General features: G+C 61.8%; 33 protein-coding genes. 11 read left to right on the forward strand and 22 right to left on the reverse strand.

The window, feature by feature from the left end; genetic code table 11:
- Positions 1-15 precede the first annotated feature (15 nt).
- Positions 16-789: an ABC transporter permease gene (locus P3C39_RS05195; protein ID WP_013531157.1), complete on the forward strand. Its 774-nt coding sequence runs from the start codon at positions 16-18 to the stop codon at positions 787-789.
- Positions 786-1,568 (forward strand): ABC transporter ATP-binding protein, encoded by a 783-nt coding sequence (locus P3C39_RS05200; RefSeq protein ID WP_013531158.1) that lies wholly within the window; start codon positions 786-788, stop codon positions 1,566-1,568. Before P3C39_RS05195 ends, P3C39_RS05200 begins: the two co-directional genes overlap by 4 nt.
- Here the strand turns inward: P3C39_RS05200 and P3C39_RS05205 are convergent, their stop codons facing one another.
- The 4 genes from P3C39_RS05205 to P3C39_RS05220 all read right to left on the reverse strand — a co-directional run bounded on the left by P3C39_RS05205 (position 1,569) and on the right by P3C39_RS05220 (position 3,705).
- On the reverse strand, positions 1,569-1,748 hold the full coding sequence (locus P3C39_RS05205; protein ID WP_224674842.1) for a DUF1778 domain-containing protein: 180 nt from the start codon (positions 1,746-1,748) through the stop codon (positions 1,569-1,571).
- Between the two features lie 13 nt (positions 1,749-1,761).
- Positions 1,762-2,763, reverse strand: a complete 1,002-nt coding sequence (locus tag P3C39_RS05210) for a GlxA family transcriptional regulator (RefSeq protein ID WP_013531159.1) — start codon at positions 2,761-2,763, stop codon at positions 1,762-1,764.
- Positions 2,764-3,045: 282 nt separating this feature from the next.
- Positions 3,046-3,180, reverse strand: coding sequence for a hypothetical protein (locus P3C39_RS05215; protein WP_013531161.1), 135 nt, complete (start codon positions 3,178-3,180; stop codon positions 3,046-3,048).
- A gap of 339 nt (positions 3,181-3,519) precedes the next feature.
- On the reverse strand, positions 3,520-3,705 hold the full coding sequence (locus tag P3C39_RS05220) for a hypothetical protein (protein ID WP_013531162.1): 186 nt from the start codon (positions 3,703-3,705) through the stop codon (positions 3,520-3,522).
- A 221-nt stretch (positions 3,706-3,926) separates the two neighbouring features.
- On the opposite strand from P3C39_RS05220, the gene P3C39_RS05225 reads away from it, so the two are divergent.
- Entirely contained in the window at positions 3,927-4,826 is a 900-nt protein-coding gene (locus tag P3C39_RS05225) for a LysR substrate-binding domain-containing protein (RefSeq protein WP_013531163.1), read from the forward strand.
- A gap of 27 nt (positions 4,827-4,853) precedes the next feature.
- On the opposite strand, the gene P3C39_RS05230 is transcribed toward P3C39_RS05225, so the two are convergent.
- The 11 genes from P3C39_RS05230 to P3C39_RS05280 form a co-directional block, all read right to left on the reverse strand.
- Positions 4,854-5,801 carry an alpha/beta hydrolase gene (locus P3C39_RS05230; protein ID WP_127370350.1) on the reverse strand — a complete coding sequence of 316 codons (948 nt, stop codon included), beginning with the start codon at positions 5,799-5,801 and terminating at the stop codon, positions 4,854-4,856.
- Positions 5,802-6,032: 231 nt separating this feature from the next.
- Positions 6,033-6,218: a hypothetical protein gene (locus P3C39_RS05235; protein ID WP_013531165.1), complete on the reverse strand. Its 186-nt coding sequence runs from the start codon at positions 6,216-6,218 to the stop codon at positions 6,033-6,035.
- A 186-nt stretch (positions 6,219-6,404) separates the two neighbouring features.
- Positions 6,405-8,498: an ASKHA domain-containing protein gene (locus P3C39_RS05240; protein ID WP_027160507.1), complete on the reverse strand. Its 2,094-nt coding sequence runs from the start codon at positions 8,496-8,498 to the stop codon at positions 6,405-6,407.
- A 2-nt stretch (positions 8,499-8,500) separates the two neighbouring features.
- Positions 8,501-9,061: a hypothetical protein gene (locus P3C39_RS05245; protein ID WP_127366739.1), complete on the reverse strand. Its 561-nt coding sequence runs from the start codon at positions 9,059-9,061 to the stop codon at positions 8,501-8,503.
- A 103-nt stretch (positions 9,062-9,164) separates the two neighbouring features.
- Positions 9,165-10,139 (reverse strand): methyltetrahydrofolate cobalamin methyltransferase, encoded by a 975-nt coding sequence (locus P3C39_RS05250; RefSeq protein WP_013531167.1) that lies wholly within the window; start codon positions 10,137-10,139, stop codon positions 9,165-9,167.
- Between the two features lie 81 nt (positions 10,140-10,220).
- Positions 10,221-11,312 carry a methylenetetrahydrofolate reductase gene (locus P3C39_RS05255; RefSeq protein ID WP_063168204.1) on the reverse strand — a complete coding sequence of 364 codons (1,092 nt, stop codon included), beginning with the start codon at positions 11,310-11,312 and terminating at the stop codon, positions 10,221-10,223.
- Positions 11,309-11,935, reverse strand: coding sequence for a methylenetetrahydrofolate reductase C-terminal domain-containing protein (locus tag P3C39_RS05260; RefSeq protein WP_013531169.1), 627 nt, complete (start codon positions 11,933-11,935; stop codon positions 11,309-11,311). The genes P3C39_RS05255 and P3C39_RS05260 overlap by 4 nt, the downstream gene beginning before the upstream one ends.
- Entirely contained in the window at positions 11,928-12,230 is a 303-nt protein-coding gene (locus tag P3C39_RS05265; RefSeq protein ID WP_013531170.1) for a virulence factor, read from the reverse strand. The genes P3C39_RS05260 and P3C39_RS05265 overlap by 8 nt, the downstream gene beginning before the upstream one ends.
- Before the next feature lie 204 nt (positions 12,231-12,434).
- The gene (locus P3C39_RS05270) at positions 12,435-13,217 is read right to left on the reverse strand and encodes a formyl transferase (protein WP_275952813.1); all 783 of its coding nucleotides are present in this window, start codon (positions 13,215-13,217) and stop codon (positions 12,435-12,437) included.
- A gap of 93 nt (positions 13,218-13,310) precedes the next feature.
- Complete coding sequence (locus P3C39_RS05275) at positions 13,311-13,886, reverse strand: DUF4893 domain-containing protein (RefSeq protein WP_275952814.1); 576 nt, start codon at positions 13,884-13,886, stop codon at positions 13,311-13,313.
- Positions 13,887-13,990: 104 nt separating this feature from the next.
- Positions 13,991-14,620, reverse strand: a complete 630-nt coding sequence (locus tag P3C39_RS05280) for a DUF1638 domain-containing protein (protein WP_013531173.1) — start codon at positions 14,618-14,620, stop codon at positions 13,991-13,993.
- Between P3C39_RS05280 and P3C39_RS32905 the strand changes: the two genes are divergently transcribed.
- Positions 14,606-14,824 carry a hypothetical protein gene (locus P3C39_RS32905; RefSeq protein WP_318011966.1) on the forward strand — a complete coding sequence of 73 codons (219 nt, stop codon included), beginning with the start codon at positions 14,606-14,608 and terminating at the stop codon, positions 14,822-14,824. The genes P3C39_RS05280 and P3C39_RS32905 overlap by 15 nt on opposite strands.
- Positions 14,825-14,912: 88 nt before the next feature.
- Here P3C39_RS32905 and P3C39_RS05290 read toward each other — a convergent pair whose 3' ends face one another.
- Entirely contained in the window at positions 14,913-15,611 is a 699-nt protein-coding gene (locus tag P3C39_RS05290) for a cobalamin-binding protein (protein WP_013531175.1), read from the reverse strand.
- 272 nt (positions 15,612-15,883) lie between these two features.
- Here P3C39_RS05290 and P3C39_RS05295 point away from each other — a divergent pair, with 272 nt between their 5' ends.
- The 6 genes from P3C39_RS05295 to P3C39_RS05320 all read left to right on the forward strand — a co-directional run bounded on the left by P3C39_RS05295 (position 15,884) and on the right by P3C39_RS05320 (position 22,453).
- A complete protein-coding gene (locus P3C39_RS05295; protein WP_024501311.1) occupies positions 15,884-17,458 on the forward strand; it encodes a trimethylamine methyltransferase family protein in 1,575 nt (524 codons plus the stop codon).
- Between the two features lie 89 nt (positions 17,459-17,547).
- Positions 17,548-18,243 carry a 4Fe-4S dicluster domain-containing protein gene (locus tag P3C39_RS05300; protein WP_275952815.1) on the forward strand — a complete coding sequence of 232 codons (696 nt, stop codon included), beginning with the start codon at positions 17,548-17,550 and terminating at the stop codon, positions 18,241-18,243.
- A gap of 102 nt (positions 18,244-18,345) precedes the next feature.
- Positions 18,346-19,023: a FadR/GntR family transcriptional regulator gene (locus tag P3C39_RS05305; protein WP_013531178.1), complete on the forward strand. Its 678-nt coding sequence runs from the start codon at positions 18,346-18,348 to the stop codon at positions 19,021-19,023.
- Positions 19,020-20,318, forward strand: coding sequence for an MFS transporter (locus P3C39_RS05310; protein ID WP_275952816.1), 1,299 nt, complete (start codon positions 19,020-19,022; stop codon positions 20,316-20,318). Before P3C39_RS05305 ends, P3C39_RS05310 begins: the two co-directional genes overlap by 4 nt.
- Positions 20,319-20,428: 110 nt before the next feature.
- Complete coding sequence (locus P3C39_RS05315) at positions 20,429-21,166, forward strand: dienelactone hydrolase family protein (protein ID WP_275952817.1); 738 nt, start codon at positions 20,429-20,431, stop codon at positions 21,164-21,166.
- 108 nt (positions 21,167-21,274) lie between these two features.
- Positions 21,275-22,453, forward strand: a complete 1,179-nt coding sequence (locus P3C39_RS05320) for an NAD(P)/FAD-dependent oxidoreductase (protein ID WP_275952818.1) — start codon at positions 21,275-21,277, stop codon at positions 22,451-22,453.
- Positions 22,454-22,455: 2 nt separating this feature from the next.
- On the opposite strand, the gene P3C39_RS05325 is transcribed toward P3C39_RS05320, so the two are convergent.
- The 6 genes from P3C39_RS05325 to P3C39_RS05350 are packed head-to-tail and all read right to left on the reverse strand — an operon-like array spanning position 22,456 to position 24,811.
- Positions 22,456-22,863, reverse strand: a complete 408-nt coding sequence (locus P3C39_RS05325) for a DUF1801 domain-containing protein (protein ID WP_024501305.1) — start codon at positions 22,861-22,863, stop codon at positions 22,456-22,458.
- Between the two features lie 40 nt (positions 22,864-22,903).
- Positions 22,904-23,296, reverse strand: a complete 393-nt coding sequence (locus P3C39_RS05330) for a VOC family protein (RefSeq protein WP_013531183.1) — start codon at positions 23,294-23,296, stop codon at positions 22,904-22,906.
- 39 nt (positions 23,297-23,335) lie between these two features.
- Positions 23,336-23,776: a DUF1801 domain-containing protein gene (locus P3C39_RS05335; RefSeq protein WP_275952819.1), complete on the reverse strand. Its 441-nt coding sequence runs from the start codon at positions 23,774-23,776 to the stop codon at positions 23,336-23,338.
- Positions 23,777-23,789: 13 nt separating this feature from the next.
- Positions 23,790-24,011: a hypothetical protein gene (locus tag P3C39_RS05340; protein WP_013531185.1), complete on the reverse strand. Its 222-nt coding sequence runs from the start codon at positions 24,009-24,011 to the stop codon at positions 23,790-23,792.
- Positions 24,012-24,065: 54 nt separating this feature from the next.
- Positions 24,066-24,491, reverse strand: coding sequence for an SRPBCC domain-containing protein (locus P3C39_RS05345; protein WP_275952820.1), 426 nt, complete (start codon positions 24,489-24,491; stop codon positions 24,066-24,068).
- A complete protein-coding gene (locus P3C39_RS05350) occupies positions 24,488-24,811 on the reverse strand; it encodes a metalloregulator ArsR/SmtB family transcription factor (protein WP_013531187.1) in 324 nt (107 codons plus the stop codon). Before P3C39_RS05350 ends, P3C39_RS05345 begins: the two co-directional genes overlap by 4 nt.
- A gap of 156 nt (positions 24,812-24,967) precedes the next feature.
- Here P3C39_RS05350 and P3C39_RS05355 point away from each other — a divergent pair, with 156 nt between their 5' ends.
- On the forward strand, positions 24,968-25,528 hold the full coding sequence (locus P3C39_RS05355; protein WP_027160496.1) for an RNA polymerase sigma factor: 561 nt from the start codon (positions 24,968-24,970) through the stop codon (positions 25,526-25,528).

Raw genomic sequence — 25,528 nt, forward strand, 5'->3', positions numbered from 1 at the left:
GGCGACGATTTGACGATGCGCCCCTTGCATCCCGTCTCGCCGGGCATCCGAACCGTGCTCGGCATTTCCTTCTTCGTGCTTTTCGTGGCCTTCTGGGCTTGGATCACGCTAGGCGGCCACGTCAACCGCATCTTCCTCGCCGATCCGCTGTCGATGCTGCGGGATGGCTGGCGGCTTTTGGTCGAAGACCGTTTTTGGCTCGACGTTCTGATCACCATCTGGCGCGTCTTCGGCGGCTTCCTGCTTGCCTCGGTCGTCGCGGTGCCGCTTGGCATCGCGATGGGCGCCTGGAAGCCGGTGGAGGCGTTTCTGGAGCCTTTTGTCTCCTTCGCCCGCTACTTGCCTGCGTCGGCATTCATCCCACTGCTCATCTTGTGGGCCGGCATCGGCGAGCTGGAAAAACTGCTGGTCATCTTCGTCGGCTCGGTGTTCCAGATCGTCCTCATCATCGCAGTCAAAGTTGGCGGCACACGACGCGATCTGGTCGAGGCCGCCTACACGCTGGGTTCCACCAACAGCGGCATCGTCAACCGGGTGATCATGCCGGCCAATGCGCCGGAGATCGCCGAGACGCTGCGGCTGGTGCTCGGCTGGGCCTGGACCTATGTCATCGTCGCGGAACTGATCGGCTCGTCATCCGGCATCGGCTACATGATCATCAACAGTCAGTCGCGGCTGGCGACGGGTCAGATCATCTTCGGCATCATCGTCATCGGACTGATCGGGCTGTTGTCCGACTTCGCCTTCAAGGCCTTCAACCGCTGGCTCTTTCCGTGGAGCCTGGCGTGAACAAGCTTCTCATCGAGGGCGTTTCGCGCACCTTTGCCGGCGTGCGCGGCGGTCAGCCGGTCAAGGCGCTGATGCCGATCGACCTGGCGGTGGCCGCCAACGACTTCATCACTATTCTGGGGCCGTCCGGCTGCGGGAAGTCGACACTGCTCAGGATTGTCGCGGGCCTGGAAGCATCGAGCGAGGGCCGTGTGCTGCTCGACGGCAAGGCGGTGACCCGGCCGGGGCCGGATCGCGGCATGGTCTTTCAGTCCTACACGCTGTTTCCCTGGCTGACTGTGGCGCAGAACATCGCTTTCGGCTTGCGCGAACGCGGAATGCCCGAAAAGGAACGGGACGGGGTCGTCGCTTCCTACGTCAATCTCGTCGGCCTGAAAGGGTTCGAGAACCATTGGCCGAAGCAGCTCTCCGGCGGCATGCAGCAGCGCACGGCAATCGCCCGGGCGCTGGCTAACGATCCGGAGATCCTGTTGCTGGATGAGCCGTTCGGCGCGCTCGACAACCAGACGCGCGGTCTGATGCAGGAACTGCTGCTCGGCATCTGGGAACGGCGCCAAAAGACGGTGCTGTTCGTCACCCATGACATCGAGGAGGCGATCTTCATGGCCTCGCGCGTCATCGTGATGACGGCGCGGCCCGGCCGCATCAAGTCGGATGTCGCCATCGACCTGCCGCATCCGCGCCATTACACGCTGAAGACCAGCCCGGAATTCTCGGCGCTGAAAGCGCGGCTGACCGAGGATATTCGGGTCGAGGCGATGCGCACGGCGCAGGCGTAGTCAGACCGACACAGCCTGATCATCTGGAAAGATACTTGGCTCGCTCAACAGACGCTTGAGGCGAGGAAGATCACGTTTCGGGGCGTCCAGAGCCGCCTTGAACGCTACCCATTTTTCGACATCGAGAGGAAAGATGCGCCGGTCGGCCAGCCTTTCGGGTCGAGTCGTTCTCGTACTCACGTGACACCTCTGCTCAGGCGGCCAGCAGCTGCTTGCGATCGACGCGCTCCTGCTGCGGCGAGCGGGCGTAGAGTTCGCGGTAGCATTTGGAGAAATGCGAGGCCGAGACGAAGCCGCAGGCGACCGCCACCTCGACCACTGGCATCGACGACTGGATCAGCAGGTGCCGAGCGCGGTCGAGCCGGATTTCGAGATAATAGCGGGCGGGGGAGCGCCCCATCTCGGTGCGGAACAGCCGCTCGATCTGGCGGCGCGACAGGTCGACGTGATCGGCGATCTCGATCAGTGACAGCGGCTCCGACAGATTGCCCTCCATCAGTTCGATGATGGTCAGCACTTTCGAGTTCTGGACGCCGAGGCGGGCGCGCAGCGGCAGGCGCTGGCGGTCGGTGGGGCTGCGCACGCGGTCGGTCAGCACCTGCTCGCAGACGCGGTTGACGAGGTTCTCGTCAAAGTCGTCGCCGATCAGCTTCAGCATCATGTCGAGTGCGGCGGTGCCACCGGCGCAGGTGTAGATGTTCTGGTCGATCTCGAAGAGGTCGGCAAAGACATTGGCCTTCGGGAACGCCTCGGAAAAGCCCGGCAGGTTCTCCCAGTGGATGGCACAGCGCTTGTTGGACAACAGGCCGGCGGCGGCGAGGATATGCGCGCCGGTGCACAGGCCGCCAACGGCGACGCCGCGATTGTATTCCTCGCGCAGCCAGGCGAAGGCGGACTTGTTTTGGTAGCGCTCGACATTGATGCCGCTGCAGACGATGGCCATGTTCGGCCGATCTGGGCCTGCCATCTTCTTGCGTTCATCCTCGAGCGACGTGTTGACCGCGCATTCGACTCCGTTCGAGGCGCGCACCGGCTTGCCGTCGATGCTGGCGAGGCGCCAGCGATAGGCCTCGTAGCCGAGCATGCGATTGGCCGAGCGCAGCGGGTCGAGCGCGGTCGCAAAGGCGATCATGGTGAAATCGGGAATAAGGAAGAATACAAACGACCGCTTGATCGGATGCTTTACGGCGTTCAAGGGAACCTCACACAGCCATGGCGCGAACAGGATGTCGCGAATAGCATAGCGACATCAGGAAAAACCATGTCTGTCAATCGGCTACGCCGCTACGACAAGATTAAATTTGCGACATGGGTCGCAAATGGGCAATCGGCGTGCAGCGGGGCCCGGAAGTGGCACGAACTGTTCAAGGGACAGGCAGCGTACAGCCTGTGCGCAGAACAAAAACGCCGCTCTGGCTGGAGCCAGGCGGCGTTGCAGTTTTAAAGCAGCGGCAGGGATGCGCTGCCTGGAAAATCTTCAGGCGACGAAGCCGAGGCGCGCCGCATTCATGGCGCCAGTCTGGCCGGGCATGGTGTTGGCAAGACGCTGACGCTCGAGAGCGGTGGTCAGGTTCATTTCGCGGCGGGCAAAGAGGCGGGCAAAAAGCTTCATAATCATCTCCATTCGGTTGCTCAGACGGGTCGCCTTCGCTTGATGGAGTGGGGCAGCTCGTTTGCTGGCGCTGATATAGGCTTGTGTAAGCAGAAACTAAATCGCAAAAGCGAACCGCTTGATATGAAATGCGACATCGATTGCGACAGATTTGGGCAAGGTGCCCAAAATTTACGATCATTTACAAGGCATTAAGTGAAAACAGGAGCTGCTATGCGGCTTTCTCATATGCGTCATGCGTTGGCGACATGGCTCCAAAACTCATTTGTATACAAATAAAATAAAGAAGGCCTGCCGGGCGGTTCGCGCGGCAGGCCTTCAGCACATAGTACACACGATCTACTTTGCTCCAGCCCAGGATCCGATGCCATTGCGAGTACCGGTCTTGGTGTCGGAAGCCTCAGGCCAGCCGATATCCTTCTGCAGTTCGATCGGCAAGGAACGGATGGCGCGCTCGGTCTGGTAGCGGGCGCGTGCCGCGCTGAATTCGGTCGCGATGCGACCAAGAGACGACAGGATAGACATTTCTTTCTCCTTTGGTGGCTGGCGGGTGCCAGACAGCGCGTTGGTTACGTCGGGTTTGTTTCAACTTCATTTCGTGTCGAATGCAGGTCTGTGTCGGGGTCGTTTCATGGCTGCTTGTGGCAGCTGCCTCATTCGATGGAATTGACTATCCTCCCAATCTGATGTTCAATCAAACGAAATGGAATGATGTTTTGTATCAGAAAAATTGAAGGTCGGTTGCCATGAACGCCCCGCTCAATCATCCGCTGCCACTGCTCGATCTCGACGTTTTGCGCACTTTCGTGGCGATTGCCGAGACCGGCAGCTTCACCACCGCCGCCAATGCCGTCTTTCGCACGCCTTCGGCCGTCTCCATGCAGATCAAGAAGCTGGAGGACATTCTCGGCCGCTCCGTGTTCGCGCGCGACGCCCGCTCGGTGTCGCTGACCACGGACGGCGAGATGCTGCTCGGCTATGCCCGCCGGCTGCTGTCGATCAACCGCGAGGTGGTGTCGAAGTTCATCATTCCCGAGATTGTCGGTGTCGTGCGGCTTGGTTCGCCGGACGATTACGGCGAGCGCGTGCTGCCGCATGTGCTGAAGCGTTTCGCGCAGTCGCATCCGTCGATCGCCGTCGACGTCACCATCGACCAGAGTAGCAATCTGCGCCGGCGCATGGACGACCGGGCGCTCGACATCACGCTGCTGACCAATTCCTACAAGACCAGCGCGCTCGGCGCCGAGGTGCTGCTGACCGAGCCGATTGTCTGGGCCGGCGCCAAGGGTGGCTGCGCGCATCTGCGCGAGCCCTTGCCGGTGTCGCTTTGGGAAGAGGGCTGCGCCTGGCGCGCCGGAGCGCTCGATGCGCTTGGCCGCGAGGGCCGCAACTACCGCATCGCCTATATGAGCGCGCACACGGCCGGCCAGCGCGCCGCGATCATGTCCGATCTCGCCGTGGCGCCGCTGCCGAAGTCGTTTCTCGGCAACGACATGGTCGAACTCTGCCCGAAGGACGGCATGCCCGACATCGGCACCTACAATCTGGCGATGGTGGTGGCGCCGGACGCCAGCGCGCCGGTCAAGGCCGTCGCCGACCACATCCGCGCGACCTTCGAAGTGTTCCGGGAAACCGGCAAGTTCTGACCGGCTGGTAAGGACGACAATATAGAGCTACTCCGCCGCTTCGGCGGGGCGCTGTTCAGGCCTTACTCTCGTGTCTTGCACGATCCGGCTCTCCCCGAGAAATTCGACGATGCGCTCGCGGGCGCGCCGGGCCTCCGGCATGTCGATCAGCGGCCAGACGTGGAACATGCCTTCCTCATAGACAAGATCGATTTCAACGCCGGCGGCGCGGGCTTTTTCCGCGAAGATCAGATTGTCGGGCGTCAAAAGATCGCGCGAGCCAGTCAAAAGCAGTGTTCTTGGCAGCACTGACAGGTCTCCATAGACCGGGCTGATATGCCAGTCGCTGGGATCGATGCCGGCACTGTACAGACGAATCGCCTCTCGTCCGCCAGCTATGCCCAGCCAAGGGTCGTTGCGTTCCGCCTCGAACACTGCGGGATTGGTGAGCGACACGTCGAGACCCGGCGAAATGAGCACATGCCGTGACGGCAGGGACAGTCCTTCTTCGGCGGCCATCATGGTCAGCACCACAGCCATGTTGCCGCCGGCGGAATCGCCCATGAAGACGATGTCCTCGGCCTCCGTCTCGGCGAGCATCTGCCGGTAAACATCGCCAACCATTCCGAACATGGCGTGGAAATCATGTTCGGGGGCGATTGGATAGATCGGCACCGTGATTGCGTAGCCCAACCGATCCGCCATGTCGGCAATCAGGTGCCAATGATAGGGCGTGATTTCAAAGACATAGGCGCCGCCGTGCAAGTAGAGAATCCGCTTCTGTTCGCCGGACTTGGGTGGGATTTCGTATACGGGGAAGCCATCGACCGTATGCATCTCGATGTCGAGACGCTGGTGTAGCGAGGCGGGCGGCCGGTGGTTCTCGGTCTTGCGCGCGGCCGCGATCCAGCGCTGCAGATTTTCCGGACTGGCAAATGCCTGCTTACGGCTGTGCCGCAAGACAAAAGACACGACATGGCTTTTCAAACTTGGCATGCGAATACACGAACTTCGGCCAAAGCCGACTAAGAGAACCCCCTAAATCGAAAGATTGTGCCGTGGCTGAAAATGTCAAGATTTGCGCCCGCGTCTACACGGCGGTTTGATCCGCGCCGCAGTCGTCAGCGACGCGGTAAAGTGCGGCTCGCAGCCGGTTGCTGGTGGTCGCCGGAGACATGCGAGGTCCCCGGCGCATGCCGAGCAATTTGCATTTGTCGGCGAAGGTCATCAGCGCGCGGCGCTCCAGATAGCGCTGCTGAGGGATGCCCTTTCACTGGATCGCGGCGACACCGGCCAGCCGATGTCCTTCTGGATTTCGGGCGGCAGGCTGTTCAGCAGGCGCCGCGCCTTGCTGCGGTCATGGGCTTGTCTGATGGCGGTGCCATAGCGGCTCAGGCTTTCGAGCATTGACATCGTTGTCTCCCCTGGAGCGTTGCAGCGGCTGAAAGATATTTCCTGCCTGCCGTTCGATGCCGGTTGAATGCGCCTGCCATGTATCTGGCGAATTTCACGAAAACAGCGTTTTGGTTTCCGGATCAGACGATCCGGAAACATTTGCATGCAAATGAGTTTCGAAAGGTGTTGGCGGGGGCGGGCCGCTTATTCCCGTCCACGCCTCCGCCCCTCGTGGCCTTCGCGCGAACGCCGGCGCGGAGCGGCGTCGCCGGCAACGCCATCCTCGCTGACCGTCTTGCGCGGCGGCAGTTTCACCGCTGCCGACAGTTTCGGGAACGGATCGACCTTGTTGGGCAGCGCCATGGCGTAGACGAAATGCTCCTGGAATTTCGGTTCCAGCGCCGTCTCGATCTTCTCGATCTTGCTGACCGTGTCCTCGATCTCGCGGCGGTAGCCGCGATTGAGCAGCGCCATGCGCGCGCCGGCACCGGCGGCGTTGCCGACCGCCGAGACCTTGTCGAGGTCGCAATCCGGGATCAGGCCCAGCACCATGGCGTATTTCGGATCGATGAAGGAGCCGAAGGCGCCGGCGAAATGGATGCGGTCGACATGCTCGGTGTTCTGCTTTTCCATCAACAGCTTGGTGCCGGCATAAAGCGCTGCCTTGGCAAGCTGGATGGCGCGCACATCGGTCTGGGTGATGGTGATCTTCGGCCCATCTTCCGTCAATGCGGCGGAGCCGTCCTTCAGCACATAGGAGAAGGTGCGGCCGTTGGCCGTAACGCGTGGCGAGCGCGCCGAAAGCCCGCCGTCGATGACGCCGTCCTCGGAAATGATGCCGGCGAGATACATCTCCGCCACCACTTCGATGATGCCGGAGCCGCAGATGCCGGTGACGCCGGTCGCCTGGACGCTTTCCAGGAAGCCCGGCTCGTCGGACCACAGTTCAGAGCCGATGACGCGGTATTTTGGTTCAAGCGTATCGGGATCGATGCGCACGCGCTCGATGGCGCCGGGCGCTGCTCGCTGGCCGCCGGAGATTTCGGCGCCCTCGAAGGCAGGGCCGGTGGGCGAGGAGGCCGCAACCACCCGCTGGCGATTGCCGAGCACGATCTCGGCATTGGTGCCGACATCGACGATCAGCATCATCTCGTCCTGGCGATGCGGGCCTTCCGACAGCGTCACCGCCGCCGCATCCGCACCGACATGGCCGGCGATGCAAGGCAGCATATAGAGCCTGGCGCCCTGGTTGAGCTTGAGGCCGATGTCGGATGCCTTGATGTGCACCGCGCCCGAAACGGCGAGCGCAAAGGGCGCGCCGCCAAGCTCGGTCGGATCGATGCCGAGGAACAGATGGTGCATGATCGGATTGCCGACGAAGACGCTGTCCAGGATGTCGTTGCGCTGGACATTGCCTTCGGCGCAGACCTTGTCGACGAGACCCGAGATCGCCTCGCGCACGGCGACCGTCATGCCCTCGCGGCCGTCCGGGTTCATCATCACATAGGAGACGCGGCTCATCAGATCCTCGCCGAAGCGGATCTGCGGGTTCGAGGTGCCCGACGAGGCGGCGACGCGGCCCGACAGCAGCGACACCAGATGCATGGCGATGGTGGTCGAGCCGATATCGCAGGCCAGCCCATAGGCTTCGTTCTTGAGGCCGGGCCAAAGTGCTACGACGCGCGCTGTCTCAGAGTCGGCATCCTTGTAGATGGCGGCGGTCGCGGTCCAGTTGCCCTTGCGCAGGATGCCTTGCACCTGCGGCAGCAGATAAAAATCGAAATCGAGGCTTTTCAAACCCCAATCGTGCATCAGCGCGATCTTCAGCCGGTCGAGATCACCAAGCGGCTTGTGCATGTCGGGTTCTTCGATCTCGACATAGCACATGCGGATCGCCGCATCGCGGGCGATGACCCTGGTGTCGGCATCCTTGCGGATGGTCTGCGCGTTGATGACCGTATCCTGCGGCACGTCGATGACGAGGTCGCCGAGGATTTGTGCCGAGCAGGAGAGGCGACGCCGTTCGGGTAGGCCGCGGACGCGCTCATAGCGCTCTTCCTTGGCGCCCTTGGGCGTGATGTGGTCGTTGGAGGAGGTGATCTTGTGCTTGGCGAAATTGCCTTCCTGCACTTCGATCTGGCAACGCCCGCAAGTGGCGCGTCCGCCGCACACACTTTCGACATAGACGCCGAGCTGGCGCGCGGCATCGAGCACCGGGGTGCCGACAGGAAACCGCCCGCGCTTGCCCGACGGCATGAACAGCACGAGCGGGTCGGTGATGTTTGCAGGTGAATTCATTTTTAGCTGATGCCACCGTTCACAAAGCTACCATACAGATGAATGTGGGCTCGCTTTCCGGGAAAAAACGCGTCTTCCTTGTCACGCCACTCGAATTCCAAATCACAACGCCAGTCAAAATACTTGCAAAGACGCTGCACTATTTTCATCGCATCTTCAGCTGAAACCCCTTGGTACGAGTATTTCTTTTCGGCGAGATACTTGTAACCCTCGTCTTCTTTTCTACCATTTTTCAAGTTGGCGCCGGATACTTTTCTCAACTCATCGAGATCATTCAGCTTTTCCAATGCCGCATTCAAAGCGACCACAAGGAAAGCGTCCCAAGCCTTCTTTTCGGGTGACTTCCCGTCCAGATTTCCATCCAAAAATTTCGCATGAGTTAGAGGAGGGATCTCCGTAAACATCATCGGCAACGGGTTGGCTTCAGTCCCCTTTTTTTGGTCGGAATGGCCAGAATATCGATCGAGCAATCGCCCTATAACCGTGGCTGGAGTGTCAACAAACGGCTCGGCAAGCGCCTTTAGGCGTTCGTAGTCAGCGTCCGAAATTTCGATACGTTGCATCAAAACCTCCTTCAAGTTACGGAAGGGGTCTATATGGAAATATGAGTAGGCACAATCCATATTTTCATATTTCTATTAAATCATCAAATTCCATATTGAATCGCTATCCTCGACCCATCCGGGCCTCACGACCGCCACGGCGGCGGCCGCCATTGCCGGCGCCGTCGCCCGGCGCATTGACCTGAGTCGGGGCGGCGACCGCCTGGCCGCCTTCGGCCGGCTTATAATCCTTGTAGGTGCGGATCCAGTTGGTGCAGTTCTCGTCGGTGCCGTTCAGCACATTGGCGCCGCGCACGGCTTCCATTTCCTGCGGCCGCACCGGGTTCATGATGGCCGAGGTCATGCCGGCGCCGATCACCATCGGGATGAAGGCGGCGTTGATGCCGTGGCGATGCGGCAGGCCGAAAGAGATGTTGGACAGGCCGCAGGTGGTGTTGACCTTGAGCTCTTCACGCAGGCGACGCAGCAGCGCGAAGACCTGGCGGCCGGCATCGCCCAGCGCGCCGATCGGCATGACCAGCGGGTCGACGACGACGTCATGCGCCGGAATGCCGAAATCGGCGCAGCGCTCGACGATCTTCTTGGCGACGGCGAAACGCACGTCCGGGTCCATCGAAATGCCGGTTTCGTCGTTGGAGATGGCGACGACCGGCACGTTGTACTTCTTGACCAGCGGCAGGATGGCTTCGAGCTTTTCTTCCTCGCCGGTGACGGAGTTGACCAGCGGGCGGCCCTTGGCAACCTTGAGTGCGGCTTCGATCGCGGCGGTGACGGAACTGTCGATCGACAGCGGCAGGTCGACCAGCCCTTGCACGATCTCCAGCGTCTGCACCAAGAGGCCGGGTTCGGTCTCGTTCGGGTTGACCGAGGTGACGCCGGCATTGACGTCGAGCATGGTGGCGCCACAGGCTGCCTGCTCGAGTGCGTCCCGGATCACGGTCTCGAAATTGCCCGCGATCATCTCGGCGGCCAGCTTCTTGCGGCCGGTCGGGTTGATGCGTTCGCCGATCACGCAGAACGGCTGGTCGAAGCCGATGATGATTTCTCGTGTCGCCGAAGCGACGATGGTACGGGTCATAAATTCTCTCCGCCGTGATATAAAGATTTCTTTATATCGTTGTCTGGTTTCGTTCAAGCGAATGGGTGGCCGTCCGCGCCGTCAGTGCGCGGTCTTCACCATATCCACCTGCGTTTCGGTAATATCGTCGTGCAGTATGTGCTCGAGCCGATCGGCGACCATCTGGTCGTCGCGGCGGATCTCGCGTTTCCACGGCTGGCGGCCCTTCAGCACGCCCGATTCATCGACGATCTCGGCGACATATTCCTCCTGCCGGTAGGCCATCACATGGACGCCGGAAACGCCTGATATTTCCTTCACCTCGTTGATGATGTCGATGCAGAGCTGCTTGCCCTCCTTCTTCTGATCCTGGGCGCCTTCCAGCCGCTTGATGACGGAATCGGGAATATGGATGCCCGGCACGTTCGAGCGGATCCACTTGGCCGTCTTGGCCGAGGCGAGCGGCCCGACGCCAACCAGGATGAAGCATTTTTCGGTATAGCCGAGGTCGCGCACCTTTTGCATGTAGGTGCGGAACATGGGCACGTCGAAGCAATACTGGCTCTGTACGAATTGCGCGCCGGCGGCGATCTTCTTGCCCAGCCGGTGCGGGCGGAAGTCGATCGGCGGCGCGAACGGATTGATCGCAGCACCCAGGAAAAGCTGCGGCGGCGTCGTCAGCTTGCGGCCGGACAGGAACTTGCCGTTGTCGCGCATGATGCGGCAGGTTTCCAGGAGCGACATACAGTCGAGATCGAACACCGGCTTGGCGCCGGGCTGGTCTCCGGCCTGCACGCCGTCACCTGTCAGGCACAGCATGTTGGCGACGCCCATCGCAGCCCCGCCCAGCACGTCGCCCTGGATGGCGATGCGGTTCTTGTCGCGGCAGGCGATCTGCATGATCGGCGCATAGCCCATGCGCGTCAAAAGTGCGCAGATGCCGACCGAGGACATGTGGCAGTTGGCGCCCGATGCGTCGACGGCGTTGATGGCGTCGACCCAGCCGTCGAAGATTTTCGCCCTGTTGTAGACGTCTTCCGGATCGGCGCTGTCGGGCGGGTTGAGCTCCGTCGTCACAGCGAACTCGCCGCGCCGCAGTACGCGCTCCAGCCGACCGCGCGAGGTGTGGCCGGGCAGGGGTTCGAGCGGCAGGTGGATGCCGGCCGGGTTTTCGTCGCGCTGGCGGCCGATCATGCCGACGCCCCGGTGCTGGCCGCCTCATTCTTGGCGGCAGCGGCGGCTTCGCGCGCGGTGGCCGCCTGCGCGGTCACCCGCAGCCAGGCCGAGGTTTCACGCAGCGACTGGTCGACCGGCTTCTGCACGGTCAGGATCCTGTCGCTGTGCACCATGTTCTGCGAGCCTTCCCAGGCCTTGACCCAGACGCAGGGCATATCGGGCTCGACCTCGCAATTGCCGTTGGCGCGGACACCGCCGCAAGGGCCGTTGCGCAATTGCTTGGGGCAGTTCATCGGGCAAGACATGCCTGTCGAGGACAAGATGCACTGGCCGCACATGCGGCAGTCGAACATGAAGCCCTTGACGCGCTTCTCGACAAATTTGATCGGCCCTTCGACACGGCCATAGCCTATGCCTTTCCATAAGGGATGGAGGAGCAGGAACATGTCGGCGAATTTGGCGTAGAACCATTCGAGTAATCGCGAGTGCCGCACCGACCATAATCTGACCGCGAAGGAACGCTGCACGCGCCGCTGCGGCGATACGTCGGCCGGCTTGTAGTCGGATTTCGGCGCTGCCTTCTTGACCAGAGTGGCCTGGGTAACAGCCGGCCTCTCCTTGGCAGGAATGGTTTCAGACATTTTCTTTGCCGCCCGCCTTGACCAGAGCGACCAGCCGCTCGCGGTCATATCTCGTGTCGATGTCGTTGAATGCCTTCTCGACTTCGGCTTCGAGGTCGTCGCCGACCGGAATGGGATCGGCTTTGCGCCATTCGGCCAGATAGTCGTCTGTACCGCCGGCGCCGGTGCGCATGGCGCACATGTCGATCGCCTCGGTAAAGCGCAGCGGCAGTTCGCGCTTGGCGTTCTGCCGGCCCTTCTTGACGATCACCTGGGCAGGGATGTCGCGCCAGTAGACGACGATCAGATCGGCCATGAATTCTCACTCCTCGAACTATCGAGCATTGCCGCAAGCGCAGTGGTGCCGCTTGTTATGGGACGACGCGCGCGCATTCAAAAGCGACGCATATCGATGTCGTAAAATGAAAGGTGGGTTTATTCGTTTGCGGCGTGTGCCGGCGCCCGGTCCAGCGCGTCGGAAACGCTGGCGCGCAGTATGCCGTCCAGGACGAAAAACGCGCTACCAGATGCCAGTTCTGAGGCCCGTCCAGACGTAGAACCAGATCGTCGGATGATACCAGAGTTTCGAAGGCAGGCCGGGATCGATCGTCGTGAGTTTTCCAGCCAGTGCATCGCTGACAGCCTCGACGCAGATGTCGCGCGAGAACGCCGTCTGGCGTAGCGCGTGACTTGAGATGGTGTCGCCTTTTTTCGATCTGCCGCGCGCCTGCTTCAGCACGCCACCAGTGTCGACGCCAGCGTCGACGAGGTGGACAGTCGTGCCGAAATTCTGCGCATCGCCTGATACCAGAGCCCAATAGCCGCCATTCATGCCGCGATATTTCGGCGTGATGCCCGCATGGTAGTTGAGCACCGGGCAGGGCATTTTGCTCAGCATCTCAGCCGAGATTAGTCGGCAACCGTTGAGCAGCACAACGCCTGGCCGGATCTTCTGGATCGCCTGCAGGCACTCAAGCCCATTGGCCGAGGCTACCGGGATGATCTCCTGGCCTGGTCGCGGCTCAACCTCCAGCTTCTCCTCGGCAATCAGTCGCGCGCTATGGCCGGCCAGGAATCGCTTGCCCAACCTACTCAGTACCATCGTGCCAAGCTGGCCGATGGCGGAAATCCAGCCTTGGCGGCGAGCCCGGCCACGCAGCAATTGCTTTTTGGATTCAGGCGTTTCGAGGACGACGCTGACAGGACCTACGCGGTCGGCGATCGCATTGATCATAGCCCAGACATGCTGGCCGCCTCCGGTGACGACCACGATCGGACGCGTATTGGATTCTGATGCTGCCATGGATCTTGCCCCCTCCAAGCAACCGTTCTCGACAATAGACGGGATGCTAGGGTGTCCGGGTTAATCCTTGGTGATGAGCTCTTCGATACACAGTCAGCGCTTGAATTCGATGATATCGAGCTTCGATTCATAGTAGGGCGCCGGAAATTCGATGCGCCATTCCTTGGCGCTGTTGCGGAAGGCGTAGCCGACCTGGTCGGTTTGCGGACCGCTGCCATAGGGCTTTGCCGGATCGCTGTTGACATAGAAGGAGCCGAGAAAGATCGCGCGTTTCTCGCCATCGTCGAAGAAACGGCCCCTGGTGCGCTGCGAGCCGCTGATCTTCTCCAGCCGCCAGCCGGAACCGTCATCGGTCACCTTGCACTTGAACCAGCCATAGATGACGAGCGGCAAAGGTCCGCCGGCCTTGATGGTGCGGCACTGCCAGTTGCCGGTCAGGTCCTTGTCGGAAAAGGCCACCAGAGGCTTTGCCAACAGGGCATCGAGTTGCTTGACCTCGGCCGGGTTGCCTGTCTTCGCCTCGGCAAGGGCTGCCTTGCGGGTCTCGCCATATTTGTCGAGCCGCGTCTTGTCGGCCGGGGTGATGAGTTTCTGTATCTCGCCGTCGGCATGGGCGGGCAGGGCCAAACAGAGGAGGCCGAGTGCAGCTATCAAGAGGCGAGGGGTCATCAGTGCGTTTCCATGGCTGGCAGTCTGTTTGCTTGTGGCGCACACCTTACCCGTCCACGGCGGCCTGTCATCTAGCCTTGAGTCATCGCGGGGCAAGAATTGCTTCAGGCGCCTGCAGCCGCCTGCGCCATCCCGGCCGTCAGGTCGCCATAACCGGTGGCGCGGCGTTCATAGACGAGACCGAGCATTCTGGCGGCTTTTTCGGCGACCTTGTCGAGTTCCGGATCGTTGGTCTGGGCGAGGTAGATCAGCTTCTCGTAATTGCCGAAATAGTCCTTGATCAACTCCGGGTGCTTGTCGAGGCCGAGCGGTTTCATGAAGAAAGCGTCGAACTGCCGGCAGAGGAAGTCGGTCATGTAGAACGACATCATGTCGTCGTCTGCGACTTTCGCATAGGCCTCCATGCCCTGGTAGAAGGCGAAGCAATGCGGGCCGGCCATGCGCTCGACGCCATGCTTCTCGCAGATGCGGTCGAGCAGACCGCCGGTGCCGCAATCGGCATAGCCGACGAAGATGTTGCTGTAGCCTTCCGTCTTGGCTTTTTCGATCGCCTTGTCCATGGCCGGTGCGATGCGGTCCGGGTAGAAATGGAATTCCGCCGGCAGGCAGGTCAGGTCGAGGTGATCCAGCCCGAGCTGTTCCTTGACGGCCAGAACTTCGCGCGCAATCATCCCGCAGGCGATGACGAGCAGCCTGTCGTCTTGATTCGGTTTCGTTTTTTGCGTCTTGGCCATGGAACCAGTCGAGCGGCTTTCGTTGTTGTGGCGCTAATTTATCTGTTGAGGGAGACACCGTCCATGAAACTGCTGCGCATCACGCCGATTGCCATCCTGGCCTGCGCCTTGGCCCTTGCGGCCTGCGCGAACACCGTCCGTGGCGTCGGCAGGGATGTCAAATCGACGGCCAAGGCGGTCGAGGACACCGTCACCAAGCCCTGATCCGCACGCGGCCACCTCATCATCTGGTAACAAAAAAGCCGCGCTGCAAGGGCGCGGCTTCTCCTGTCGTCCAGGCCGAATTGGCCAATCAGGCCGAAGCGCGCACATTGTGCTTGCGCTTCATGAAGTCCTTGGCGGTCTCGACCGCCACCGCCGCGTCGCGGCAATAGGCATCGGCGCCGACGGCCTTGCCGAATTCCTCGTTCAGCGGTGCGCCGCCGACCAGCACGACATAATCGTCGCGGATGCCCTTTTCCTTCATCGTGTCGATGACGACCTTCATATAGGGCATGGTCGTGGTCAGCAGTGCGGACATGCCGATGATGTCGGGCTGGTGCTGTTCGATCGCATCGAGATATTTCTCGACCGCATTGTTGATGCCGAGATCGATGACGTCGAAGCCAGCGCCCTCCATCATCATGCCGACAAGGTTCTTGCCGATATCGTGGATGTCGCCCTTGACGGTGCCGATGACCATCTTGCCTTGCTTGGGCGCGCCGGTGGCGGCGAGCAGCGGGCGCAGGATGAACATGCCCGCCTTCATCGCATTGGCGGAAAGCAGCACTTCCGGCACGAACAGGATGCCGTCGCGAAAATCCTCGCCGACGATGCGCATGCCTTCGACCAGCGCCTCGGTCAGCACCTTGTAAGGCGCCCAGCCGCGCTCGAGCAGGATGTTGGTGCCTTCTTCGATCTCTTCCTTCAGCCCGTCATAGAGATCGTCGTGCATCTGCTGCACCAACTCGTCGTCGGAAAGTTCGGAAAGGATGATCTCGTCGTCGGACATTTGTATCGAGCTCCTGCCGGCATCGCGACCATGTCGCAAGGCACATATCTTCGCGTTCATACCTAACCCGCTGAGGGCATGTATCCATAGCTGATTTGCGACTTCCCGCAAAAGGAAAGCGACCGTAACTCTCTTGGAATTCTTGTCGATTTTGCGACAGGCGTTGGCGCTGGCGGGCCGTTTCGAATAGGGTGCATGGCTACGATCTGGCAAGAAGCGGCGAGAGCAGCCGCTATGGATTCCAGACAAGAACAGATTCAGGGAAGAACACCATGAGCGAACACGCGGCAGTCGATCAGGAAGCGTCAAACGCGCGACGTGGGCGCGGCGCCAGCGGCGGGGCTGCTGCCCGGCGGGCCGCGCGTTCGGGCGGAGGCCCGGGCACGCAGCTCACCTACATCAAGCGCAAGATCAACGTTTACGAGGTGCTGGACGAGGAAGGCCTGGCGCTGATCGAGAAGAACACCGACACGGTTCTCGAGGAGATCGGCATCATCTTTCGCGACGATGCAGAAGCGCTGCAACTGTGGAAAGAGGCCGGCGCCGACGTCAAGGGCGAGCGCGTGCATTTCCCGAAGGGGCTGTGCCGTTCGCTGCTCAAGACCGCACCGTCCGTCTACACCCAGCACGCCCGCAATTCCGAGCGTTCGGTGCAGATCGGTGGCAATGCCACCGTGTTCGCGCCGGTCTATGGCCCGCCCTTCGTGCGTGACCTCGACGGTGTCAGGCGCTACGCGACGATCGAGGATTTCCAGAATTTCGTTAAGCTCGCCTATATGGCGCCGTCGATCCACCATTCGGGCGGCACGGTATGCGAGCCGGTCGATGTGCCGGTCAACAAGCGCCACCTCGACATGATCTACAGCCACATCAAATATTCCGATAAGCCGTTCATGGGCTCGGTGACCGCGCCGGAACGCGCCGAGGACACCGTCGCCATGGCCAAGATCGTGTTCGGCGACGATTTCGTCGAGAACAACACGGTGCTGACCAGCCTGATCAACGCCAACTCGCCGATGGTGTTCGACGAGACCATGCTCGGTGCGCTGAAGGTCTATGCGCGCCACAACCAGGCCTGCATCGTCACGCCGTTCATCCTCGCCGGCGCGATGAGCCCGGTGACGGTTGCCGGCACGCTGACGCAGGTTCTGGCCGAAGTGCTGGCCGGCGCCTCGTTCACGCAGCTCATCCGGCCAGGCGCGCCGGTGCTGTTCGGTACCTTCGCCTCGTCGATCTCGATGCAGTCGGGGGCGCCGACCTTCGGCACGCCGGAGCCGTCGCTGGTTTCCTATGGCGCCGCACAACTGGCGCGCCGTCTCGGCCTGCCGTTCCGCACCGGCGGCTCGCTCTGCGCGTCCAAGGTTCCGGATGCACAAGCGGCTTATGAAAGCGCCAACACGCTGAACTCGACCATCCTGGCCGGCACCAATTTCGTGCTGCACTCGGCCGGCTGGCTCGAGGGCGGGCTAGCCTCCTGCTACGAAAAGTTCATGATGGACATCGACCAGCTCGGCATGACGCAGAAATTCTCCGAAGGCGTCGACCTGTCGGAAAACGGCCAGGCGATGGACGCCATCCGCCAGGTCGGGCCGGGCAGCCACTATCTCGGCTGCGACCACACCCAGGCCAACTTCCAGACCGCCTTCTACCGCTCCAACATCGCCGACAACAATTCCTACGAGCAGTGGCTGGCCGAAGGCGAGAAGACCGCGCCGCAGCGCGCCAACGAACTCGCCCGCCGCTGGCTGGAAAGCTATGAGGCGCCGCATCTCGATCCGAGCATCGACGAAGCGTTGAAGGACTTCATCGCCAAGAAGAAGGGGTCGATGCCCGACGCCTTCACTTGAAAGGAGCCCGAGTCAGGCGGGGCTAAAGTCGCCAACATCATCCACAAGGAAGTCTGGCGGAGCGCGTTCTCCGATCCGGACAAGAAGGGATGATTACGCCCGCCGGCAGCGTTGACCGCATTGCTGCGGCGCTTCTCGCCAACGGCCTTGTTCTTCGCGGCGGCTTCAATTTTACGCCAAGCGATGTGCCGCCAACGGGATCATCGGGTGCGCCGGCAGCGGCCGTCCTGCTGGTGGGGCAGGCGGGCGCGGCACCCTGGCCGCATTTCCTGCGTTGGTGGGAGCAACAGCCACAGGCAATCGCCAATCCGCTCGACACATGGTCGCGCGAAGTGATCGGCGCCGTGGCGCAGGATTTTGGCGCACGGGCGATTTCTCCGTCGGACAAGCCCTATCTGCCGTTCCAGCAATGGGCGATGCGGGCGGAGGGGCTGAAACCGTCGCCGCTCGGCATCCTCATGCATCCGCGCTACGGGCTATGGCATGCCTACCGCGGTGTGCTGCTGTTTGACGACGAAATTCCAGTTCAAGTTGCCGAGGCAGCGCCTCACCTTTGCGATAGCTGCGTCGAGAAACCCTGCCTGAAATCCTGCCCGGTCGACGCCTATTCCGCGCAAGGATTCGCTTATCAATCCTGCCTCGCGCATGTGGGGGGAGCGCATGGCGAACCCTGCCGCAGCGGCGGTTGCCTCGATCGCAATGCGTGCCCCTATGGCGCGGGGTATCGCTATCCGCCGGAGGTCCAGGCGTTTCACATGGCGAGCTTCGCACGAGCCACCAGCTGATCCGTTCCCATTGCGTGGTGCTCGTTGGCTTCGATGAGCATCTTGACGGCAGCTAGAAGCAGGCCTATTCATCAAGTCATCTGATGACTTATGAATAGGCCTATGCAACCCGCCACCAGAACCAATCTCACCGACAGCGCCACCAGCAGCCTGCGTGCGGAGATCGTCAGCGGCCGCTGGGGCGTCGGCGAGCGCATTCCCAATGAGGCAGCCCTGACCGACCTTCTGTCGGTCAGCCGCGGCACGGTGCGCGAGGCGGTGCGGGTGTTGGTCTCGCAAGGATTGCTGGATACGCGCCAGGGCTCGGGCACATATGTGCGCTCTACCGTCGATGCCTCTGCCGCGCTCGACCGGGTCAAGCGCACCGGCCTGCGCGATCAGTGGGAGGCGCGGGCGGCGCTCGACCTGGAGGCGGCACGGCTCGCCGCCATGCGCCACACGCCAGCCGATCTTGAGACGATGCGGCAACTGCTTGCCGAACGCGGCACCGTCGCGGGCGGCGGAAGCGATGCCTTCATCCGGCGCGATCTCGCTTTCCACAAATCGGTTGTCGCGGCGTCCGGCAACAAAGCGATGATGGAGCTCTACGACTTCTTCACCGCCGCCATCACCGAGACCATCCATGCCACCATCGACGGCGATCTGCCCGAGCCGGACCACCAGGCGCATGCGGCTATCGTCGACGCCATTGCCGCGAGCAATCCCGAGCGCGCCGTTGCCGCCGTTCGCGCCTTCATGGCGCCGGTGCTTGCCCAACTTGAAAGACTGCTTTCGCAATGAACCAGAGTTTTCGTCAGCCTGACCCGACGGCGCAATCCGCCGCCATCGAGGGTCTGGAACTCATCGATGCCGAGGCCGACAGCCTGCCCGTGCCGCAGCCGCCTGAACTGCGCAGCCGTGCGGCGCGCATCGTGCTTGGCGCGAGCCTTGTGCTGATCGCCTTCAGCCTGCGGCCGCTGTTTTCCAGCCTGTCGGTACTGCTGCCCGAGGTGATGCAGGCAACCGGACTCTCGACGACGGGCGCCAGCCTGCTGACGACGCTGCCCGTTCTGTGCCTGGGTCTGTTCGCGCCCTTCGCGCCAAGACTTGCCCAGCGCTATGGAGCCGAGCGCACTTTGCTCGGGGCGCTCACCTTGCTGGTGCTGGGAACCGGCCTGCGCTGGTTCGGTACGGTTCCCCTGCTGTTTGTCGCCACCTTCCTTGCCGGCGGCGCCATTGCCATCGGCAATGTGCTGCTGCCGGGCCTGGTGAAGCGAGATTTCGCCGACAAGGCCGCCGTCATGACCGGGCTCTACACCATGGCGCTCTGTGCCGGCTCGGCGGCCGCCGCCGGCTTCACACTGCCGATCGAGCATTTTGTCACCGGTTCATGGTCCGGGGCACTTGCTGCCTGGGCGGTGCCTACACTGGTCGTGCTTTTGATCTGGATTCCGCAGGCGCTGGGCAGCCGTCGGCAGGTCAGTCATCGGGGCTTTCGCGTCGTTGGTCTCTGGCGCGATCGCCTGGCTTGGCAGGTGACGCTGTTCATGGGCCTGCAGTCGGCACTTGCCTATTGCATCTTCGGTTGGCTGGCGCCGATCCTGCGCGAGCGTGGCTTCGATGCGGCCACCGCCGGCGCCATGGTTTCGGTGTCTGTCATGGCGCAGGTCATCACCTGCCTCGCCGTGCCGTCCTTCGCGATGCGGCTGAAAGACCAGCGCGGCATCAATGTGGCGCTCGTTGCCACGGCGGTGATCGCGCTGCTCGGCATTCTGTTCGCACCGACCTCGACCGTGCTGTTCTGGGCGATCCTGCAAGGCATCGGGCAGGGCGGCCTGATCGCGGCTGCCATGAGCCTAATCGTGCTGCGTTCGCCGGATTCGCATGTCGCCGCGCATCTTTCAGGCATGGCGCAAGGCGTCGGCTATGTGCTGGCGGCATTCGGCCCGCTGCTGGTGGGCCTGATCCGCGACTGGACCGGCAGTTTTTCGGGAACGGCGTTCCTGTTCGTCGCGCTCGGGCTTGGCGTAGCCATTATGGGGCTCGGTGCCGGCCGCGCGCTGCATGTCGGTGCGCGGACGGTGCGAGAAGGCTAGCAATAGCGTCACGCAATCCCGCACGAAATTTTGACTGCCATGCTCAGGGAGCGCCTTGCCGTATAGGCTTGCACGGATATGTATCGCGCATCTGTCGAACGGAGCGAGCGATGACGAAACACGACCTTCAGATCAAGACCAGGAATGGTGTTGCCAATGCCGGGCTTTTCCGCTCGGCAAACGCATCTCCTGCCAAGGCCGGCGTCATTCTCTATCAGGACGCCTTTGGTCCGCGGCCGGCGCTCGACAGTATGGCCGAGCGGCTGGCGAATGAAGGCTATGCGGTGCTGGTGCCCGACCTGTTTTACCGCAATGCGCCTTACGGGCCGTTCGACGCCAAGACCGCCTTCGCCGAGGAAAAGACCAAAATCCCGCTGATGGCGCTGGTCACCGGCACGACGCAGGAGATGACCATCAGCGACAGCGGTGCGTTCCTCGATGCGCTTGCTGCCGAGGGCATTACCGGGCCGATCGGCACCATCGGCTATTGCATGGGCGGCGGTCGATCATTGAATGCGGCTGCAACCTATCCCGAACGGATAAAAGCGGCCGCAAGCTTCCATGGCGGCAATCTCGCCAGCGACGCCGCCGACAGCCCGCATCGCAAGGCAGCCTCGATCAAGGCGCGCGTCTATGTCGGCACATCCGGCGTCGACAGGAGTTTCCCGCCGGAACAGTCGGCGCGCCTGGCCGAGGCGCTCAGGGTTGCGGAAGTAGATCATGTCATCGAGAACTATGCCGGCATGGCGCATGGCTGGTGCGTGCCCGATCATAGCGTTTTCAATGCCGCGGGCGCCGAACGCCACTGGAAGCGCTTGACGATGCTGTTCGCAGAGACGCTGATCTGAGCCTTTGCTTGGCTGTTCTTGCCTGTTGGCTGTCCGCCCCGTTCGCGGTATCAGGCAGCACAAATGCGCTGCGCCGGATGAGTGGGCCGAGCGGGAACGAACAGCCTGATGCAATCCTATGATGTCGTGATCATCGGCACGGGTGCCGCCGGAATGATGTGCGCCGTGGAGGCGGCCAAGCGCGGCCGTTCTGTGCTGATCCTCGATCATGCGGCGGCGCCTGGCGAGAAGATCCGCATCTCCGGCGGGGGCCGGTGCAATTTCACCAACATCCATGCCAGCCCGAAGAATTTTCTGTCGGGCAATCCGCATTTCTGCATTTCGGCGCTCAGCCGCTATACGCAACGCGATTTCATCGCCCTCGTCGAACGCCACCGCATCGCCTATCACGAAAAGACGCTTGGGCAGTTGTTCTGCGACGGCTCCGCACGCCAGATCATCGACATGCTGGTCTCGGAAATGCAGGACAAGGGCGCCGAACTGGTGCTGTCGACCAGCGTTGAGGATGTCCGCAAAATCGTGGAGGGGTTTGTGCTCACTCTCTCCACGGGCACGATTAGCTGCCAGTCTCTGGTCGTGGCCTGCGGCGGCAAGTCGATCCCCAAGATGGGGGCGACCGGTTTCGGCTACGAGCTTGCCGAACGGTTTGGGCTTGCCATCGTCGAAACGCGGCCGGCGCTGGTGCCGCTGACCTTTGACGCAAACACGCTCGAAGGGCTCGCGCCGCTGGCCGGCAACGCCGTCGACGCGGAAGTCGCCTGCGGCAAGACGCAGTTCTCCGAAGCGATGCTGTTCACGCATCGCGGCGTCAGCGGACCATCCATCCTGCAAATCTCGTCCTATTGGCGCGAGGGCGACGAAATCCGCATCGCCATGCTGCCGGGAGTTGATGTGGCGGACCTCATTCGTAGTGCCAAGCGCGGTAATGGGCGGCAGGCGGTGCAGACCGTGCTGGCAAATCACCTGCCGAAGCGGCTGGCGCAGTCGATCGCCGAACGCACCGGGATCGATGGCAACCTCGCCGATCTTGCGGACGCCCAGATCAAAACCATAGCTGCCGCAGTCAATGACTGGCGCATCAAGCCTGCCGGTTCTGAGGGCTACCGCACCGCCGAAGTGACACTGGGCGGGGTCGACACCAACGGGCTGGACCAGAAGACGATGCAGGCGAAATCCGTGCCGGGCCTGTTTTTCATCGGCGAAGTCGTCGATGTCACGGGTTGGCTGGGCGGTTATAATTTCCAGTGGGCATGGTCGTCGGGCTGGGTGGCAGGCCAGGCAGCATAGACTTACTTCCGTGGCTTCGCCCCAGTAGCTGCCGGCGCCTTTTTCTTCTTTTTGGCCTTGTTGTAATCGATGGCGGCACGGACGAGCTCTTTCAAAGCGCTCTCATTGAGCGTGTCGCCCTTGAACACATCGATAGCCCGCCACACCTTGCCGCCAAAACCATTGTTGAACAGCCTGTCGGGATCCGGCAGGCTGGCGCCATGGGAAAAGGTCAGCTTCACCTTGTCCTTGTGGGCGTTGCCGACCACGATGTTGCCGTCGAGGCACCATACCGGGCTGCCCATCCACTTCCACTCCTCGATGATGTCCGGGTCGGCTGCAAGGATGGTCTTGCGGATGTCGGCGAGCGTCTCGCCGCGCCAGTCCGAGAGACCGGCGATCAGCTGGTCGATCTGTTGCGAGGGGGTCATTTGGTGTCTCCTGTGCGTCGACGCGTTCAACCGCTGCCTGTCACCAGCGCGCCAGTTGGGTAATCTGAACGAGGTTGCCGCAGCTGTCGTTCAGCTGGGCGATGGTTGAACCGGTCACCTCGGTCGGCGGCATGGTGAACGCGCCACCCTTCGCCTTGATGCGCTCGTAGTCGCCCTTGACGTCGTCGGTGAAAAACATGACCGCAGGCTGACCCTGCTGGAAGATGGCTTCCTGATAGGCTTTGGCGGCCGGGTTGTCGTTGAGCGCGAGCTGCAGTTCGGTTCCATCAGGCTCTTCAGCCGAGGTCACTGTCAGCCAGCGATAGGGCCCGTTGCTGAAATCGGCCTTCTTGGTGAAGCCCAGCACGTCGGTGTAGAAGCGCAATGCGTTTTCCTGGTTGTCCACATACACGCTGGTCAGCTTGATCTTCATCGCTCTTTCTCCTCTGTCGTATTCTTGCGTCTGTGGCCGCTACGGGGTCCAGCCGGGCAGGGCGGCGGCCTGCTTGATCCATTCCGCCATTTGCGCCTCCTCGAACCGGTCTTCGCGGATGTCGATCCAGCGCACATCCTTGCTCTTGGCCGTGCCGCCTGGTGGGATCGGTTGCAATGAGATGCCACTGAAAAAGGTCATCTTCACATAGTGGGTGAATACATGGAAACTCGCGAACCAGCCCTGGCCTTCGATGCCGTAGAAGGGTGAGTTCCATCGCACGGCCTTGCGGACGTCAGGCACGTTGCCCACGATGAGCGCGTCGAGGCGCTCGCCCAGGCCGCGCTTCCCGTCCGGCATCGCAGCGATATAGGCCTGCACCGGGGCGTCGCCGTCGCCCTTGGCGATTTGCGGGTTGCCGCCGGAGAGCAGCACTGGCGCAGCCTTGGCCTCGGTCGATTGTCCCTGCGTCCTGGCCACTCTGCCCCACTCCCTATCCGCCGGCACGCTGCACGCCGCGTCCCTTGGCGGCATAGGGCAGCACGAACATGTACAGGCCGCTGAGCAGCAGCAGGAGGAGCGGCAGGAGCGGCGAGTAGACCACCCAGGCGGGAGGCTGCCTGAATGCCATGGTGGCGAAGTTGGCGATGACGGTCAGCGCAAAGATGATCGACAGCCAGCGATGCATTTGCCGAACCCACTTGTTCCAGTCCAATAGATCCTCCTGTCAAAACAGCCGGTGCGGACCACCGATCCGCACCTGCGGGTTTCAATCTATCCGCGCCAGGACCTGACTCAGATTTGCAAAGTACTGCCGCCACCCGCTCGTCGCGCCCCGATACGCCTGCTCCTGATCCGGCCGGAAGCCGGACTGTTCCATACGCAACCGGGTGCCTGTGCTGGTTGGCACGAGGGTCCAGGTGACGACACTCTCAAGGCCATAGGCCTGCCACGTGTAGGACAGTGTCTTGTTCAACTCGACGGCTATTACCTGACAGTCCACAACGATGCTTACGTCAGGTTGCGGTTCCTTCCGCAGCTTGAAACGGTGGTCCACGACTGGCTTGAAGTCGTTCTTCATCAGCCATTCCTCGATCAGATGCGGTTGGGTCAGCGCGCGCCAGATTTTTTCCGGCGGATAGGGGATCTCACGTTCGACGATGACAGAGCGCGTTTCGGTCGCAATGTTGGTCATTGGTCCATTCTTTTGAGCAAATTTTCGAGATCGTCGAACCGGCTCTGCCAGAACGCGTTCATCTGGTTCGTCCAGTCGGTCAGTGGGGAAAGTGCTGCCAGTTGGGCGCTGTAATGGGTCTGCCGTCCTTGATGGCGGTCGCGCACCAGCCCGGCCTGCTTGAGCACGCCGAGATGCTTCGACACCGCAGGTTGAGAGACCCCCGACTGAGCCGTCAGGGCGCCGACCGTCTGCTCGCCTTGCCGGCACAGGCGCTCGAAGATCGCGCGACGCGTCGGATCGGAGAGCGTTCTGAAGAGGACATCGTGAGCGTTCGTCATCCGGGATCGATAACCCTGTGGCTATTGATTTACGTATAACTGTCGAGATATGGATATGTCAAGCGGGGGTGTTGGCGGTCCCGATCCGGCGGTTTCCAAAAAAATCTTTCCATTGCCCCAAGGATTAGCCATTAGCCTTCGTCCAACAGGCAAATGATGGCGATGATGCTGGATGAGAGCGAAGCCTCCGACGCCGAACTGATCGGGCGGGCGAAGGGCGGAGACAGGAGGGCCTTCAGCACATTGCTGGAAAGGCACTATGACTTCGTCTATCGCGCCGCCTATCGCTGGTGCGGCAGGAAGGCCGATGCCGAAGACATCGCCCAGGAAGTCTGCGTCAGGCTGGGCAAAGCGATCCGCGACTATCGCGGCGGCGGCGCCTTCACCACATGGCTCTATTCCGTGACGATGAACGCCGCGCGCGACGTGATGCGAAAGTCCGCCCGCGAGACCGTCAAGACCGAGGCCTATGGCGTCCATGCACTGATCTCGAGCGAGGCGTCGGTCGAACCGGAAGACCCTGCCGAAGCGTTATGGGCGGCCGTCCGGCGATTGCCGGACAAGCAGCGCGACGCAGTTTTGCTGGTCTATGGCGAAGGGTTGAGCCATGCGGCCGCGGCCGAGGCGATGACAATCTCGGAGACGACGGTTTCCTGGCACATCCATGAAGCGAAGAAACGGCTGAAGACGCTGATGCGCGCGGCCGGGGAAGTGTGA

It is taken from the genome of Mesorhizobium sp. XAP4, assembly GCF_029269325.1.
GTDB classification, from domain to species: Bacteria; Pseudomonadota; Alphaproteobacteria; order Rhizobiales; family Rhizobiaceae; genus Mesorhizobium; species Mesorhizobium ciceri.